The organism is Streptomyces sp. NPDC059456 (genome assembly GCF_042750055.1).
In the GTDB taxonomy this organism is placed as follows: Bacteria; Actinomycetota; Actinomycetes; order Streptomycetales; family Streptomycetaceae; genus Streptomyces.
Genome location: NZ_JBHYVA010000097.1, coordinates 1 through 13,074, shown reverse-complemented (window position 1 = coordinate 13,074; position 13,074 = coordinate 1). Strand labels below are relative to the sequence as shown.

The following is a 13,074-nucleotide window of genomic DNA, read 5'->3' as shown; positions in this document are numbered from 1 at the left end:
GGGCGGCAACCCCGCGCTCCGCCCGGCCCCGGCCCCCTGGCCGGACCGCCCGAACGTGGCCTTCCCGGGCCGCCGGGCCCGCGCGACCGCCCGGGAAGCGGACGCCCGGGCCCGGCTGGGCCGAACGAACCCGCGGTGTGACCATCCGCTGATCCGATCGGGCGATCCCCAGGCCGCGCTCCCCACGGGTCGTCGCTCTGCGTGAACTACGCTCGCAACCCGAAGGCAGGGAGAGGAGCGGATCCGTGACGGATTTCGTCGGGCGGCGGCGTGAGCTCAAGGAGCTGCGCGAGGACATCGCACGGACCGGGCTCGACACCCTCTCGGGGCGCAAGGCCAAATCACCCAGGGCGCGCGTGCTGCTCGTCGCCGGCCGGCCCGGGTCGGGACGCACCGCCCTGGCCGAGGCGTTCGTCCGCGAGGTCGGCGACGACTACCCCGACGGGGTGCTCAGGGTCCGCCTCACCACCCCGGGCGGGGAGACCGTGGCCACCGAGCGGGCGATCCGGACCCTGCTGGAAGGGCTGGGCGAGGCCACGCCCCCCGGCGCCGCCGAGGACGAGCTCAGCTCCGCCCTGCGCGCCGCCCTCACCGGACGGCGCACGATCCTCCTCGTCGACGACGCCGCCGACCCGTACCAGGTCGACGCGCTGCTGCCGGACACCCCCGAATGCCTCGTCGTCATCACCGCCGAGGGGCCGCTCACCGGCATTCCGGATGTCCGCCCCTGCACCCTCGGGGGACTCGACACCCCCTCCGGGGTCCAGATGCTCGGCCGGCGCATCGGCGACACCCGCATCACCGTCGACCCCCGCGCCGCCGAAGCCCTCGTCGAGGAGTGCGGAGGGCAGCCCGCCGCGCTGGCCCTGGCCGGCGGCTGGCTCGCGGCCCACCCCAAAGCCGCCGTCGCCGACGTGGCCAAACAGCTCCACGAGATGCCCCCCGCCACCGGCGGCCCGCTGGCCCGCGCCTTCCGGCTCGTCTACGAGTCCCTGCCGCAGCCCGCCCAGCGGACCCTCCGCTTGCTGCCGCTCGCCCCCGCCGGCATCGTCGACTCCCACACCGCCTCCGCCCTCGCCGGCTGCTCCGTGGCCGCCGCGCAGTCCACCCTGGAGGACTTCGCCGGACTGGGCCTGGTCCGGCACGCCTCCGACGGGCTCTTCCTGCTGCCCGGCTGCCTCGCACCGCTGATCCAGGCCCTGCTGGAGGCCAAGGAGCGCACCGCCGAGGTCCAGCTGGCCCGGGCCCGCATGCTGGAGCGCACCGTACGCCTGCTGCACTCCTGCCGGGTCATGGCCGAAACCGGCGAGGGCGAGGAAGGGGACGGGGACGGCGCGGACGGAGGCCCCCGCCTGCACGGCCCGGAGAAGCTGGAGGGACTGCCGCGCGCGCTGCGCTTCCCCGACCGGCGGGCCGCCGCCACCTGGCTCGACACCCGGCTGCCCGCACTGTCCGCGGCCGCCTCGCTGGCCGTGGCCGACGGGGGGCTCGACACCCTGGCCCGCCGGCTGGTCGCAGCCCTCGTACGGGCCCTCGCCGAGCACCGCGGCACCGCCGGCGCCGCCCCCGAGCTGTACGGGCTGCACCGCCTGGTCCTGGACGTGGCCGAGCGCCGCGGCCTGCACCGGGAGCAGGCCGCGGCCCTGCTCAACCTGGCCGACCTGGACGCCGAGACCGGCCGCACCCAGGAGGCCCTGGAGCGCTACCGGGCCGCGCTGGACGCGGGCCGGGCCGCGAACGACCCGTACGCCACCGGACGCGCGATGGAATCCGTAGGGGGCGCCTACCAGGAGCTCGCCGACTGGCACCGCGCCGCCGACTGGTTCGGCCGGGCCCTGGCCCAGGCCCTGGCGCGCGGGGAGCGCGCCGACGAGGCCCGGCTGTACGGACGCCTCGGCAACGTGCACATGTACGCGGGCCGCTACGGGGACGCGCTGCGCAGCTGGCGGACCGCCGCCGCGGGGTACCGGAAACTCGCCGATGTGCCGGGCCAGGCAAAGGCGTTGAGCGAGATGGCGCGAATCCAGGAGTACGCCGGGCGGCCCGAGGAATCGCTGCACACCTGCCGCGAGGCGGTGGAGCTCGCGCGCCGGGCCGCAGACCTGCGACTTCAGGCCGCGCTCCAGGTGCGGCTGGCCGACACGCTGGACAGGCTCGGCGACCCGGCCGCCGCAAGGCTGCACCGGTCCGCAGCCGACAGATTGCTGGGAGACGACCCCGCAGCCTGCGAAATCCGTAGTGGTTCCGACTGAGATTATTGGTTTGCAAGGCTAGACAGCGCGTCGTCCTTCATTAGACTGGCTTCACCACGACATCCCGTGGTGCATCCCGTTGCGCGTTCTTGTGGGCGGGTATGTATGGAAGTGCCCCGTAATATCCCCTGAGCCAAGGACCGTGATCGACGATGAAGGTCGGCATCCCCCGCGAGGTCAAGAACAACGAGTTCCGGGTCGCCATCACGCCCGCCGGCGTGCATGAGCTGGTCCGCAACGGCCACCAGGTCTTCATCGAGCAGAACGCCGGTGTCGGCTCCTCGATCACGGACGCGGAGTACGTCGGCGCCGGCGCCGAGATCCTCGGCACCGCCGACGAGGTCTGGGCCACCGCCGACCTGCTGCTGAAGGTCAAGGAGCCCATCGCCGAGGAGTACCACCGCCTCCGCAAGGACCAGACCCTCTTCACCTACCTGCACCTGGCGGCCTCCCGCGAGTGCACGGACGCCCTCCTGGAGTCCGGCACCACCGCCATCGCGTACGAGACGGTCGAGCTCGCCAACCGCGCGCTGCCGCTGCTCGCCCCGATGTCCGAGGTCGCGGGCCGCCTGGCCCCGCAGGTCGGCGCCTACCACCTGATGCGCTCGGCCGGCGGTCGCGGCGTGCTCCCGGGCGGCGTCCCCGGCACCCACGCCGGCGAGTGCGTGGTCATCGGCGGCGGCGTCTCCGGCTGGAACGCGGCGCAGATCGCCATCGGCATGGGCTTCCACGTGACCCTGCTCGACAAGGACATCAACAAGCTCCGCGAGGCCGACAAGATCTTCGGCACGAAGATCAAGACGATCGTCTCCAACGCCTACGAGCTGGAGAAGGCCGTCGTCGAGGCCGACCTGGTCATCGGCGCCGTGCTGATCCCGGGTGCGAAGGCCCCGAAGCTGGTCACCAACGAGCTCGTCGCCAAGATGAAGCCCGGAAGTGTCCTTGTCGACATTGCGATCGACCAGGGTGGCTGCTTCGAGGACTCCCGTCCGACCACCCACGCCGAGCCGACCTTCCAGGTCCACAACTCGGTCTTCTACTGCGTCGCCAACATGCCGGGCGCGGTGCCGAACACCTCCACCTACGCGCTGACCAACGCCACGCTGCCCTACATCGTGCAGCTCGCGAACCTCGGCTGGGCCGAGGCGCTGCGCCGTGACCCCGCGCTCGCGCTCGGCCTCAACACCCATGACGGACAGGTCGTTTACGGTCCGGTCGCCGAGGCCCACGGCCTCCCGACCCTCGAGCTGGGCACGCTGCTCGGCTGAAGCGTCAACGACTGACGTCAATCTCACGTATCCGGCCGGACCTTGCCCGCAAGGTCCGGCCGGAGGCGTTTGCGGGGTGCGTGCGGGCGCGGCTCAACTCGCCTCGAACGTAACCCTTTAACCCTTTCGCACACCCGTGAAACTTCACGGTGACAGCCTTGGCGCCCTTGACAGAGTGGTGTTCGGTTGCCGACACATCGTGGTGGGTCCAGTGGATTGTGTTGCCGCTGGGCGGTGACACGCCATAGAGTCGCCAACCGTCGGCATGGTGCCACGCTGACCTATCGATAAGTGTCCTGGTCACGTCCGAGGAGGTAAGACGACTTGTGAATGAGTCGACATTTGCTCCCGGAGGTGGTCGAGCAGGGACGCCTGACCGGGGCCAAGGACCCGCCGGGCTCGAAGCGGTCGGCTCCGTCGCAGTCCGCACCTTCGCAAACCACCAGCACATGACGACGCCCCAAAAGAGCATGGACGGCCTAGACGTGAACTCCAGGGCCGGCGACCTGAGCGGCGAAAAGCCCGTGGGTTTCGCCGACTACGAAAACGTGCCCGAAGGGCACTTCTACGACCCGGACGCGGAGTACGAACCCGACCCCGAGTACGCGGCCACCCTCGCCCCCGACGCTGCCCGCCAGCGCCGGGAGCGGATCGGCCCGACCGGACGGCCGCTGCCGTACTTCCCGATCCCGGGTCCGCTGACCGACCACGGTCCGGCGAAGATCATCGCGATGTGCAACCAGAAGGGCGGCGTGGGCAAGACCACGTCGACCATCAACCTGGGCGCCGCACTCGCCGAGTACGGGCGCCGCGTGCTGCTCGTCGACTTCGACCCGCAGGGCGCGCTGTCCGTGGGCCTCGGCGTGAACCCGATGGAACTCGACCTGACGGTCTACAACCTGCTCATGGAGCGGGGCATGTCGGCCGACGAGGTGCTGCTCAAGACGGCGGTCCCCAACATGGACCTGCTGCCGAGCAACATCGACCTGTCCGCTGCCGAAGTGCAGCTGGTCAGCGAGGTCGCGAGAGAGTCGACGCTGCAGCGGGCGCTGAAACCGCTGATGGCCGACTACGACTACATCGTGATCGACTGTCAGCCCTCGCTCGGCCTGCTGACCGTGAACGCCCTGACGGCGGCTCACAAGGTCATCGTGCCGCTCGAGTGCGAGTTCTTCGCGCTGCGCGGTGTGGCACTGCTGACCGAGACCATCGAGAAGGTGCAGGAGCGGCTCAACCCCGAGCTGGAGCTCGACGGCATCCTCGCCACGATGTACGACTCCCGCACGGTGCACAGCCGTGAGGTGCTGGCGCGCGTCGTCGAGGCCTTCGACGACCACGTCTACCACACGGTCATCGGCCGCACGGTCCGCTTCCCGGAGACCACGGTCGCCGGCGAGCCGATCACCACGTACGCCTCCAACTCCGTCGGGGCCGCCGCGTATCGCCAGCTGGCCAGGGAGGTGCTCGCCCGGTGTCACGCCGAGTGAGTCTGCCCGGAGCCGACGAACTGTTCCGTACGACCGGGGGGATGGCGCTCCAGTCGTCCTCGCCGAGGCGGGGCCCGGAGGAGTCACCCGCCGGGGAACACGCGGCGGCGTCGGCGGAGGGCACGGCGGGAGAGGGCCGCAGCCGGGAGGCGGCGGCCGGTACGGAGCCGGTGGTGGGTGCACCCCGGCGCCCGCAGGAAGGTTCTGTCAGCCCGGAACCCCGGCGGGGCAAGGGCCAGGGCCGCGGTGCGAACCGCAGGCCCAGCGGGCGGGAACGGCACGACGAGAAGATCACGGTCTACGTCTCCGCCGAGGAGCTGATGGACCTGGAGCACGCGCGGCTGGTGCTGCGCGGCGAGCACGGGCTCGCGGTGGACCGCGGACGCATCGTCCGCGAGGCGGTGGCCGTGGTCCTGGCGGACCTCGAATCCCGCGGCGACGCGAGCATCCTGGTCCGCAGACTCCGCGGCCGCTGACCCCGGCGGGGCCGGTGGCGGTGGCGTTGCCAGGGGCGGTGGTTGTGGAGCCGTTCGGTGGTGATGGCGGTGGCGTTGCGGGGCCGGGGGCCCTGGGGCCGTTCGGTGGGGCTGCCGGTGGCGTTGCGGGGCCGGGGGTCCTGGGGCTGTTCGGTGGTGATGGCGGTGGTTGTTGTGGGTCGGTGTTGGTGGAGTGTGGGGGATGTTCCGCAGGTAGGCCCGCGGCCGCCCCTGCCCGCCGGGCTTGCTGTCGTTTGCGGCGTGCGGCTCGTCGTCCCCGCGCGTTAGGACGCTCTGTTCGTTGTTCCGTCCCGTCTACCTGCTCCGCCTGTCCGTACGGGTTGCCCACTCCACCTGCGATTCGGTCCAGGTGGTAGTGACGGTGGCTGGTGCCGGTCTGGTGGTTGTCTTGCGGTCTGTGGGTCCTCCTACCTGTTGTGACGGTTGCTCCTGTTGGCGGGAGGGCCCGTGACGGGCTGTCGGGAGGCGGGGAGGGCGGGCCAGCGGGCCTGCCTTGAGGCCGCCTCCGGTGCGGATGTCGTGCTGCGGGCCGTGTGGCTTCGGCCCCACCCTCCCGCAAGCGTTCGTGTCCCGGCCCACGGGCCGCCGCCCCTCCCCCCTGTGGGTGCTCATGTCTCCGGCTAAGGGGCTTCCCCCCGTCCCCCCGTGGGTGCTCATGTCCCCGACTAAGGGGCTTCCACCCGTCCCCCCCCGTCGGCGCTCGTGTCCCGGCTCAGGGGCTGCCGCCCCACCCTTCCGGCGGGCGTCGAGCTGCCGCCCCGTGGCTGCCGCCCACCCTCCCGGCAGGGCGTCGCGCTTCCGGCCGTCATGGCCGGCGCCCTTTCCTCCGGGGCCGGGGTCGGTTGGGGGTGGGGTTGGGGGTTTGGGGTGGGGGGCGTGGGAGGCTTGGGGCGTCCGCTCCGCACTGCCTTGGACCGTCATGCCGCTTCCCGCCGATCCCGGCCGCCCCGCTCGCCGCAGTCTGGGCCGCGGGCCGGGTGTCCTGGTGTCGACCGAGTCGCAAGAGCCGCAAGAGCCGCAAGAGCTGCAAGAGCCGTGTGCGCCCGCTGAGGGGCCCGTGACGGGCGAGTCGGGCGGGGATCCCGTCGGGGCCCCCGCGGCCGCCGGCGCCCCCCCCCCCGGGGCGGGTCCCCCGCGGGGCCGGGATCCGCTGGGCGTGGAGCGGCTCGTCCAGCGGCCGCTCCCCGCACAGGGCGGTCAGCTCCGGCAGGGCCCGCTCGGCCTGGCCCAGGGCCGGGGCCGCCTCGAGCCGGCCCCGGCGCGCGTCGAGGCGTACGGCCTCCCAACGGGCGGACCGGGCCGCCGCTTCGGGCAGGTCCGCCAGTGCCGGGCCGCGCCACAGCGCCAGGGCCTCGTCGTAGCGGGCGGCCGCCTCGGCGGGGTCCTGCGCCGCGGCTCCGGACCGGACCAGCCGCTCGAAGCGGTACAGGTCGACGTCCTCGCTCGTGGCGACGAGCTGGTAGCCGCCCTCCGCCGAGCGCACCGCCCCGTGTCCCAGCGCCCTGCGGAGCCTGCCCACCAGGGCCTGGAGGGCGGCCGGGGCGTCCGCCGGGCGGTCGCCGTCCCACACCTCCTCCACGAGGAGGTGCGTCGGCACCGACCGTCCGGGGCGCAGCGCGAGCGCGGTCAGCAGCGCCCGCAGGCGTGTTCCGCCGACGGCGACGGGGGTTCCGTCGTCGTCGCTGGCCTGGGCCGTACCGAGAATCGCGTAACGCACCGGCCCATTGTCCCCGGCCCCGCCCCCGGACCCGTACTCCTTTTGGCTCCCTGCCCGGGGTAGGTTTCGCCGCATGGGTCATCAGGGCAGCCGCGGCGAGCGGCGGATCAGTTCCGTATTCCTCGGCATCGTCGCCGTCATGGCGGTCACGGGGTGGGCGGTGTGGACGGGGTACTCGACGAGCACCGGGCTCGCGGTGTTCCTGTTCGTGACCTCGGCCTGGGTCGTGTCCCTGTGCCTGCACGAGTACGCGCACGCGCGCACGGCCCTGCACGGCGGGGACCTCACGGTCGGCGCCAAGGGTTACCTGACGCTGAATCCGCTGAAGTACACGCACGCGCTGCTCAGCATCGTCCTGCCGGTGATCTTCGTGATCATGGGCGGGCTGGGTCTGCCCGGCGGCGCCGTCTACATCGAGCGCGACCGGATCCAGGGCCGCTGGAAGCACAGCCTGATCTCGGCGGCGGGCCCGCTGACCAACGTGGCGTTCGCGGTCGTGTGCACGGCGCCGTTCTGGCTGGACGCCCTCGACGGCGTCCCGATGGCGTTCCGCTTCGCGCTCGCGTTCCTGGCGCTGCTCCAGGTGTCGGCGGCGATCTTGAACTTCCTGCCGGTCCCGGGGCTGGACGGCTACGGGATCATCGAGCCGTGGCTGTCGTACCGGATCCGCCGCGAGGTGGCGCCGCTGGCGCCGTTCGGGCTGATCGCGGTGTTCGCGCTGCTGTGGATCCCGGAGGTCAACACGTACTTCTTCGACGTGGTGCGCAATCTGCTGTCCACGTTGGGCGTGTCCGACCTGGAGACCTTCTGCGGCCGCGACCTCTACCGGTTCTGGCAGGACACGAACGGCTTCTGCGCCGTCCCGCAGCCCTGAGCGGGCGCGCCTAGCCGGCGGAGCGGGAGGCCTTCTCCGCCTTGGCCTTGCGCAGGTAGAACCAGGCCATGTTGGACGTGAGCCCGGCGAGCAGCACCCACACGATCCCCAGGAAGCTGCCCTCCACGAAGGCGACCACGGCCGCGGCCACGGACAGGACGCAGACGACGATGGCGAACACGGCAAGGCGGGGCATGGGGCACAGCTCCTCGGCAACACGGGACGGGGTCGAGCCCCACCAGTGTCCCCCATGCCCCGCAGTGCTCCCGTAAGGGCACCCGCCCTCCGCAGCAGTCGCCGATCAAGGGCATGGGCAACAACCGCGGGAACACGGAGTCCGGGTTCATCCGCAGCGTCGACGAGGCCGTGGACCGCTTCCACCAGGGGGTCGTGGCACACCTGGGGCCCGTGGAGGCGCGCGCCGGCCGCCGGATCTGACGTCCCGGAAGCCGCTGCGCCCGGGGGCGCAGCGGTCAGGGGGCGCAGCGGTCAGGGGGTCAGATGTCCGTGATGCGCAGGCCCGTGTGGGCCTTGTAGCGGCGGTTCGTGGAGATCAGGTTGGCGACCAGGGACTCCACCTGGTGGGCGTTGCGCAGGCGGCCCGCGAAGACGCCGCGCATGCCCGGGATGCGGGCGGCCAGCGCCTGGACGATGTCGGTGTCGGCGCGGGATTCGCCGAGGACCATCACGTCGGTGTCGATCTCCTCGACCGAGGTGTCCTGGAGCAGGACCGCCGAGAGGTGGTGGAAGGCCGCCGTGACGCGGGAGCCGGGGAGCAGGGCCGCGGCCTGCTGGGCGGCGCTGCCCTCTTCGACCCGGAGGGCGTACGCGCCCTGCTTGTCGAAGCCGAGCGGGTTGACGCAGTCCACCACGAGCTTGCCCGCGAGGTCCTCGCGGAGGGCTTCGAGGGTCTTGGCGTGGCCCTCCCACGGCACCGCGATGATCACGATGTCGCTGCGTCGCGCGCACTCGGCGTTGTCCGCGCCCTCCACGCCGAGGCCCAGCTCGTCGGCGGCGCTCTGCGCGCGGTCGGCGGCACGGGAGCCGATGATCACCTTCTGGCCGGCCCGGGCCAGCCGGTAGGCCAGGCCCCGGCCCTGGTCGCCGGTGCCGCCGAGGACGCCGACGACGAGGCCCGAGACGTCCGGCAGGTCCCACGGGTCCTTGGCGGGAGCCTTGGCCGGTGCCGCGGCGGGCGGGTTCTGAGTGCTGTCTGAGGAGGTCATGGGGGCGAGGGTAATGCCGTGATCCGCAGGTTCGAACGGACACGGGGCCCGCGCTGCCGGGCGAAGCGGGGCGAAGTGGCCCCGTATGCCCCTTCCGTGCGGCAGGATGCCGCCATGGACGCCGTGAGGGTCGCGCTGCTGCGCGAGGTGCTCGCCGGTACGCAGTGGCCCGCCGACGCGCGCCGCTTCGCCGGTTCGCTGCGCCGCTGCGCGGCTCCGGCCGGCGGGAGCCTGCTGCTGGTGGGCACCGAGCAGTACGAGCCCTGGCACCTGGCGGCGCACTTGGTGGACGAGGCCGCCTGGTCGGGGCTGCCGGAGCTGGCGCCGACGCTGGTGCGCCACCGCGTGCCGGCGGGGGCGCCGCCGCACCTGTCGGTGGGGCTGGGCCGGCTGGAGGGGGCCCGGCGCGGGCACACGCTGCTGGTGGTGGCACCGGACCGGCCCGGGGAGGGGCTGCTGGAGCGGGTGCACGGCGCCCGGCGGGCGGGGGCGACCGTACTGTCCCTGGACGGCGGTGACCCGGATCTCGCCGCGCTGGCGCACGACGCCCTGTCCGTCCGGGAGAGCGCCGGCGAGCTGGACCTGGACACGGTGCAGCACCTGGTCAGCGCGGCGGCCGGGGAGAACAGCCTGCCGGAGCAGCGCGGGCCGCGGCGGCTGCGGGACCGGCTGGCGCGGCTGGCCGACCGGCTGACCGCTCCGCCGCCGAGCCGCTGGTAGGCCGCCCCGGGCCGGGGACTACGGCGCGGCCGTGCCCTCGTCCTCGTCGCGCGTCTTGTCGTTCCACTTGGGGTCGGTCTGCCATTCGAGGTTGCGTTCCTGCGCCGTCTCCATGGCGTGGCCCGCCTCCTCCGGCGTCGCGTACGGTCCGAACCGGTCCTTCGCCGGGCACTCCGGGCCTTCCTCGACCTTGTGGTGGACCAGGCAGTAGTACCACTCGCCGGGTTTTCCCACCTGGCGCTTCTTGAACAGGGCCATCGTCCTCGGGCTCCTCTCGATACCGCTCTCTGCCGCCATGCTGCCCCATCCCCGCTGGATACACTCGCTTGCATGTCTGGCCAGTCGCTGCTCGTACCAGGCGAGCTCTCCCCCGCCCGTTCCGTTCCCGGCAACATCCGCCGGCCCGAGTACGTGGGCAGGCCCGCGCCCACTCCGTACACCGGACCGGAGGTGCAGTCGGCCGCGACCATCGAGGCCATGCGCACCGCCGGCCGGATCGCCGCCCAGGCGATGGAAGAGGCCGCCAAGCTGATCGCCCCGGGGGTGACCACCGACGAGCTGGACCGGGTCGCGCACGAGTACATGTGCGACCACGGCGCCTACCCGTCGACGCTGGGCTACCGGGGCTTCCCGAAGTCCCTGTGCGCCTCGGTCAACGAGGTCATCTGCCACGGCATCCCCGACTCCACCGTCCTGCGCGACGGCGACATCGTGAACCTCGACGTCACCGCGTTCATCGGCGGCGTGCACGGCGACAACAACGCCACGTACCTGTGCGGGGACGTGGACGAGGAGTCGCGGCTGCTGGTGGAGCGCACCCGTGAGGCCCTGAACCGGGCGATCAAGGCCGTCAAGCCGGGCCGCCAGATCAACGTGATCGGCCGGGTCATCGAGTCGTACGCGAAGCGCTTCGGCTACGGCGTGGTCCGGGACTTCACCGGGCACGGCATCAACTCGTCCTTCCACTCCGGGCTGATCATCCCGCACTACGACAGCCCGCACGCCACGACGGTCATCGAGCCCGGCATGACCTTCACGATCGAGCCGATGCTGACCCTGGGCACGCACGAGTACGACATGTGGGCGGACGGCTGGACGGTCGTGACGAAGGACCGCAAGCGCACCGCGCAGTTCGAGCACACACTGGTGGTGACCGACACGGGGGCGGAGATCCTCACCCTGCCGTAGGGGCGCCCGGACCGCCGGGCGAGGGGGCGGCCGGAAAATCTCCGTCGGGGATGTTTTACCGACAGCGCGTCGGGAACACATTGGCTTAGGTAAACCTAAGTACGAGGATCGGGCGTGGCGGCCGTGCCGTCACGCCCGTCGGACCCGCCCGCCTCGTCCCGTCTCCGGAGGAATGTCTTGGACGCCTTCTCCACGGTCATCCGTGTCGCGTCGCACGAGCAGCACACCGAGGCAGAGACCTCGACGTTCATGAGCGACCTGCTCGGCGGCCGGCTCGGGGTGGACGCGTACGCGCGCTACACCGAGCAGCTGTGGTTCGTGTACCGGGCCCTCGAAGACGCGGCCGAGTCCCTGAAGGACGACCCGGTGGCCGGCCCGTTCATACGGCCCGAGCTGATGCGCGTCACCGAGATCGAACGCGACCTGGCGCACCTGCGCGGGCCGTCCTGGCGCGAGACGCTGATCGCGCTGCCCGCGACCGAGGCCTATGCGGCCCGGGTGGCGCAGTGCGCGGCCACCTGGCCCGGCGGGTACGTCGCCCACCACTACACCCGATACCTGGGCGACCTCTCGGGCGGCCAGATCATCCGCGACAAGGCGGAGCGGACGTGGGGCTTCACGCGCAAGGGCGACGGCGTGCGCTTCTACGTCTTCGCGGACATCGCCAACCCCGCGGCCTTCAAGCGGACCTACCGCGAGCTGCTGGACGCGATCGCCGCGGACGACCTGGAGAAGCAGCGCATCATCGACGAGTGCAAGCGCGCCTTCGACTTCAACGGGGCGGTCTTCCGCCAGCTCGGCGAGGAGTTCCCGCTGAGCGCCTGAACCCGGCTCCGGAGCCGGGCGCGGTGTCAGTCGCCCTGGACCAGCCAGACGACCAGCCCGATGCAGAACAGGGCGGCCTCGACGCCCTTGGCGTAGAAGAGGGCCAGCGCGGCGCCGATGCTGCCCGCCAGGATGCGGTTCGTGCGCTGCGCCCGGGTCCGGGGCCGCAGCCAGGTGACGGCCGCCAGACCCAGCGGCACCAGGTAGGGGACCGAGAGCCACAGCGGGGAGCGCGGCAGGTCGGAGGCCGCGTAGCTCAGGCCGGCGGCCACCAGCGTCACCGCCGTGAAGAGTGCGGGGACCAGCCGCCACTCCTGCGTTCCGGCGGGACGCGGGGCGGGACTCGAAGTCGTGTTCATGACTCCATTCCAGCGCCGGACGGCGTCCCGGCCCAGGGTGCACCTACTCAATCGCGGCTGAGTACCCGCTCGGCCCCGGTGCGCGCCTGCGGGGGCCTGGCGAAGCGGACGCGGCCGCCGATCTCGACGGTGCCGTCCGGGCCGGGGGCGGTGAGGATCTGGGAGCCGGCGCCCTGGGTGATGTTCAGGGCGCGGTTCAGCTCGGCGGTCAGCAGGATCGCGGCCGAGCCGGTGGCCTCGTCCTCGGCGATGACCCCGTCGGGGCGGCGCGGGAAGCCGCGGGCCCGGATCCGGCCCGCGGTCTCGTCCTCCCAGGCCCAGGCGTACAGCCAGCCCTCGCCGGGCGGCGGCGCGGGCAGCGCGTCGACCTCGGCGGGGCTCGCGTACTGCTGGGTGCGCTTGCCCTCGACCCACTCGGGGAGGGCCGTGATCCAGGTGAACTCGCCGTCGTCGCGGGCCCATACGGAGCCCGCGGGCGGCTGGAGCTCCTCGATGTCGAGCAGCCAGGCGACCCCGACCAGCGGATGGCCCGCGAAGGACATCCGCGTTCCGGGGGTGCGGATGTGGGGGCCCCCCCCCCCGGGGGGGGGGGCGGAAACCCGGCCGCGGGGGCGGCCGGGGGGGGGCCGGGGCCGCCGCCCCCCCGCGGGCGGGGGGGGCC

General features: G+C 72.7%; 14 protein-coding genes and 1 pseudogene. 9 read left to right on the top strand and 6 right to left on the bottom strand.

Annotated elements, in window-relative coordinates; translation table 11 throughout:
- Positions 1-245: 245 nt before the first annotated feature.
- From ACFXA3_RS11900 to ACFXA3_RS11885, 4 genes are all read left to right on the top strand, one after another.
- Entirely contained in the window at positions 246-2,252 is a 2,007-nt protein-coding gene (locus ACFXA3_RS11900) for a tetratricopeptide repeat protein (protein ID WP_385185423.1), read from the top strand.
- A 152-nt stretch (positions 2,253-2,404) separates the two neighbouring features.
- Complete coding sequence (ald, locus tag ACFXA3_RS11895; RefSeq protein ID WP_385185420.1) at positions 2,405-3,520, top strand: alanine dehydrogenase; 1,116 nt, start codon at positions 2,405-2,407, stop codon at positions 3,518-3,520.
- A 326-nt stretch (positions 3,521-3,846) separates the two neighbouring features.
- Positions 3,847-5,007 carry a ParA family protein gene (locus tag ACFXA3_RS11890; protein WP_082411119.1) on the top strand — a complete coding sequence of 387 codons (1,161 nt, stop codon included), beginning with the start codon at positions 3,847-3,849 and terminating at the stop codon, positions 5,005-5,007.
- Positions 4,992-5,483, top strand: coding sequence for a hypothetical protein (locus ACFXA3_RS11885; protein ID WP_385185417.1), 492 nt, complete (start codon positions 4,992-4,994; stop codon positions 5,481-5,483). The genes ACFXA3_RS11890 and ACFXA3_RS11885 overlap by 16 nt, the downstream gene beginning before the upstream one ends.
- 826 nt (positions 5,484-6,309) lie before the next feature.
- Here ACFXA3_RS11885 and ACFXA3_RS11880 read toward each other — a convergent pair.
- Entirely contained in the window at positions 6,310-7,221 is a 912-nt protein-coding gene (locus ACFXA3_RS11880; RefSeq protein ID WP_385185414.1) for a BTAD domain-containing putative transcriptional regulator, read from the bottom strand.
- Positions 7,222-7,294: 73 nt separating this feature from the next.
- Between ACFXA3_RS11880 and ACFXA3_RS11875 the strand changes: the two genes are divergently transcribed.
- A complete protein-coding gene (locus ACFXA3_RS11875) occupies positions 7,295-8,095 on the top strand; it encodes a site-2 protease family protein (protein ID WP_385185411.1) in 801 nt (266 codons plus the stop codon).
- Between the two features lie 10 nt (positions 8,096-8,105).
- On the opposite strand, the gene ACFXA3_RS11870 is transcribed toward ACFXA3_RS11875, so the two are convergent.
- Positions 8,106-8,291 carry a hypothetical protein gene (locus tag ACFXA3_RS11870; protein ID WP_054221878.1) on the bottom strand — a complete coding sequence of 62 codons (186 nt, stop codon included), beginning with the start codon at positions 8,289-8,291 and terminating at the stop codon, positions 8,106-8,108.
- 113 nt (positions 8,292-8,404) lie between these two features.
- Between ACFXA3_RS11870 and ACFXA3_RS11865 the strand changes: the two genes are divergently transcribed.
- Positions 8,405-8,533, top strand: coding sequence for a hypothetical protein (locus tag ACFXA3_RS11865; RefSeq protein ID WP_385185408.1), 129 nt, complete (start codon positions 8,405-8,407; stop codon positions 8,531-8,533).
- A 59-nt stretch (positions 8,534-8,592) separates the two neighbouring features.
- Here the strand turns inward: ACFXA3_RS11865 and npdG are convergent, their stop codons facing one another.
- Positions 8,593-9,321 carry an NADPH-dependent F420 reductase gene (npdG, locus tag ACFXA3_RS11860; protein WP_385185406.1) on the bottom strand — a complete coding sequence of 243 codons (729 nt, stop codon included), beginning with the start codon at positions 9,319-9,321 and terminating at the stop codon, positions 8,593-8,595.
- A gap of 114 nt (positions 9,322-9,435) precedes the next feature.
- Between npdG and ACFXA3_RS11855 the strand changes: the two genes are divergently transcribed.
- Positions 9,436-10,041, top strand: a complete 606-nt coding sequence (locus ACFXA3_RS11855) for a hypothetical protein (protein WP_385185404.1) — start codon at positions 9,436-9,438, stop codon at positions 10,039-10,041.
- 18 nt (positions 10,042-10,059) lie between these two features.
- On the opposite strand, the gene ACFXA3_RS11850 is transcribed toward ACFXA3_RS11855, so the two are convergent.
- Positions 10,060-10,299: a hypothetical protein gene (locus ACFXA3_RS11850; protein ID WP_385185432.1), complete on the bottom strand. Its 240-nt coding sequence runs from the start codon at positions 10,297-10,299 to the stop codon at positions 10,060-10,062.
- Positions 10,300-10,371: 72 nt separating this feature from the next.
- On the opposite strand from ACFXA3_RS11850, the gene map reads away from it, so the two are divergent.
- Positions 10,372-11,229: a type I methionyl aminopeptidase gene (map, locus tag ACFXA3_RS11845; RefSeq protein WP_385185401.1), complete on the top strand. Its 858-nt coding sequence runs from the start codon at positions 10,372-10,374 to the stop codon at positions 11,227-11,229.
- Between the two features lie 177 nt (positions 11,230-11,406).
- Positions 11,407-12,054 carry a heme oxygenase (biliverdin-producing) gene (locus ACFXA3_RS11840; protein WP_385185398.1) on the top strand — a complete coding sequence of 216 codons (648 nt, stop codon included), beginning with the start codon at positions 11,407-11,409 and terminating at the stop codon, positions 12,052-12,054.
- A 26-nt stretch (positions 12,055-12,080) separates the two neighbouring features.
- Here ACFXA3_RS11840 and ACFXA3_RS11835 read toward each other — a convergent pair whose 3' ends face one another.
- Together ACFXA3_RS11835 and ACFXA3_RS11830 are read right to left on the bottom strand one after the other, a co-directional pair.
- Positions 12,081-12,413, bottom strand: coding sequence for a hypothetical protein (locus tag ACFXA3_RS11835; RefSeq protein ID WP_385185396.1), 333 nt, complete (start codon positions 12,411-12,413; stop codon positions 12,081-12,083).
- Positions 12,414-12,460: 47 nt separating this feature from the next.
- A pseudogene (locus ACFXA3_RS11830) lies at positions 12,461-12,979 on the bottom strand (PhzF family phenazine biosynthesis protein); the annotation flags it as partial.
- Between the last annotated feature and the right edge of the window lie 95 nt (positions 12,980-13,074).

What these genes read in the sequence shown, in the direction of transcription:
- ald (WP_385185420.1), top strand. Translation starts at nt 2,405, where the DNA reads ATGAAGGTCGGCATCCCCCGCGAGGTCAAGAACAACGAGTTCCGGGTC.
- ACFXA3_RS11875 (WP_385185411.1), top strand. Translation starts at nt 7,295, where the DNA reads ATGGGTCATCAGGGCAGCCGCGGCGAGCGGCGGATCAGTTCCGTATTC.
- ACFXA3_RS11870 (WP_054221878.1), bottom strand. Translation starts at nt 8,291, where the DNA reads ATGCCCCGCCTTGCCGTGTTCGCCATCGTCGTCTGCGTCCTGTCCGTG.
- ACFXA3_RS11865 (WP_385185408.1), top strand. Translation starts at nt 8,405, where the DNA reads ATGGGCAACAACCGCGGGAACACGGAGTCCGGGTTCATCCGCAGCGTC.
- npdG (WP_385185406.1), bottom strand. Translation starts at nt 9,321, where the DNA reads ATGACCTCCTCAGACAGCACTCAGAACCCGCCCGCCGCGGCACCGGCC.
- ACFXA3_RS11855 (WP_385185404.1), top strand. Translation starts at nt 9,436, where the DNA reads ATGGACGCCGTGAGGGTCGCGCTGCTGCGCGAGGTGCTCGCCGGTACG.
- ACFXA3_RS11850 (WP_385185432.1), bottom strand. Translation starts at nt 10,299, where the DNA reads ATGGCCCTGTTCAAGAAGCGCCAGGTGGGAAAACCCGGCGAGTGGTAC.
- map (WP_385185401.1), top strand. Translation starts at nt 10,372, where the DNA reads ATGTCTGGCCAGTCGCTGCTCGTACCAGGCGAGCTCTCCCCCGCCCGT.
- ACFXA3_RS11835 (WP_385185396.1), bottom strand. Translation starts at nt 12,413, where the DNA reads ATGAACACGACTTCGAGTCCCGCCCCGCGTCCCGCCGGAACGCAGGAG.